The sequence below is a fragment of the Candidatus Symbiopectobacterium sp. NZEC135 genome (genome assembly GCF_025962695.1).
The window spans coordinates 1-1,946 of record NZ_JAGFPF010000282.1 but is presented as its reverse complement, the minus strand read 5'-3'; the positions used below and the strand labels follow the sequence as shown (position 1 = coordinate 1,946).

2 protein-coding genes are annotated in these 1,946 nt (G+C 57.3%); both read left to right on the top strand.

The window, feature by feature from the left end; all coding sequences use genetic code 11:
• Positions 1 to 1,566 (top strand): lactonase family protein (locus tag J5224_RS25920; RefSeq protein ID WP_264628066.1); only part of this gene is annotated, 1,566 nt, incomplete at its 5' end.
• Positions 1,502 to 1,946, top strand: a 445-nt coding sequence (locus J5224_RS25915; RefSeq protein ID WP_264628065.1) for a hypothetical protein, incomplete at its 3' end; no start/stop codon positions are given. The genes J5224_RS25920 and J5224_RS25915, both read left to right, overlap by 65 nt.

The following is a 1,946-nucleotide window of genomic DNA, read 5'->3' as shown; positions in this document are numbered from 1 at the left end:
ACCATCACGCTGACCAGCCTGCGCGATAACGGGGGCACCGAAGGTGAGGGTAACGATACTGGCGATCTGGCGATCGCCGCCACCATCGCGTTAGCCATCAATAATCCTCCCGGTTGGCAAAACAGCATCACCAACCCCGACGCCACGCTCTATTACAACAACGGCACCCTAAGCGGATACGGTGAATACGTCACCGCTATCACCGTGTCGGCGGATGGCAAAACGCTGCTGGTCAGCGGCAGCGACGGAGCCAATGCGGGTGGCAACAGCACGCTGCGCATCTATAGCCGTGACAGCACAACCGGTGAATTAACCCTGGTGCAAACCTTTATTCAGGGTGAGAGCGACAATCCGGAGACCACGGCGATCGAAGCCAACGGCCTTAGCGGTATCACCACGATGACCATGCATGGCAACGATCTGTACGTCGCCGGGCACAGCGGCGATGCAACGACCTACTCACTGGTGCGCTTCACCTACGATGCCACCAGCGGCCAATACACCTATGCGGGCATCGTCGCCACCCAAGGGGGGGACGGTGCAACAGGGCTGGATGCACAGATCACCGAAATCGTGATTTCAGCGGATGGTAAATCGCTCTATACCATCAACGGCCTGACGACGGTGGATGGCACCACCGGCAAATCGGTGTTAGCCCAATTCTCTCGCGATCCGGATACCGGTGCCCTCACCTATTTAGGCGAGTATCAAGGGGGTTCTGCAACGCTCGGCATGAATGCGCCAAGCGGCATGGTTATCTCCGGCGATGGCAAATCGGTTTACGTTGCCAACAGCAGCAACAGCATGATCACTGTGCTGTCTCGCGATACGCAGACCGGCAAACTGACTTACGTCGGCCTGATCAATGATGCCAGCATTAGCGCCGATCCCAACAGCGCAGCGCGCCCCAGCGATAATCGCTATTTGGCTAATATGCAAGACATTACCCTCTCCCCCGACGGTAATTTTGTTTATGTCGGTTCCGGGCAGCAGGCTACGCTGTCTATTTTCAGCCGCAACGCCAGCGATGGCAGTTTGACCTATGCCGGCACGGTGGATCTCTATAGCAAGGGCTATACCCCTGCCAATGCGCTTTCGGTGCGCGAACTGGTTATCTCACAGGATGGTACGGCACTTTATGCCGGTATGAACGGTGGCTCAGTACTGGTGTTCAGTCGCGATGCCATTACCGGTGCGCTGACGTTTGTCAGCGCGCTCAATACCGGCGCACGCACCAACCACATTGCGGTCAGCGCAGATGGGCTCAACCTTTATAGCGGACGCAGTTCCGGCGGCACCGGACTGGCGATACTTTCGGCTTTACCAAATGCAACCTACACCGCCGATGGCTCAACCCCCTTCGCGCAAGGATTACACTTCTCCGATGTCGATGCGGATCAAATCACGGATTACAAAGGCACGACGCTGACCATAAATCGCGCCAGCGGTGCCTCGGCGGACGATCAATTCAGCTTTAAAAATGGTTCCGGGTTGCACGATCATGAAGGGCAAGGCGACCATTGCCACCTTCGCGACGCAGGATGGCGTACTGACCATCACCTTTAGCCGTGATGTGGATAAAGCCACCGCCAATCAGGTATTGCAGCAGGTCACCTACCGTAACACCGGCACCGAAGCACCAGCGCGGGTTGATCTGAACATCGCCGTGCGCGATAGCGGCGGCAAATCCGCCACAACCGCCGTGGCACTGCTGTTAACCGACTCGCCGGTTGAACCCACGCTGAGTGCGGAAGGCAAGCAGACCACCGCCATCATCTCTACCAGCGGCCTACCCGCAGCAGTCGATCTGTTCGATAATGTGGATGTACGACTTGGCAAAGCGGGCGCGGCGCTCTCAGAATTGACCTTCACGGTAAACCGTGCCAGCGCCAATGATGCGTTGGTGATTGATGGCACCACTATCACGTTAACGGCTTGCCAAGGCG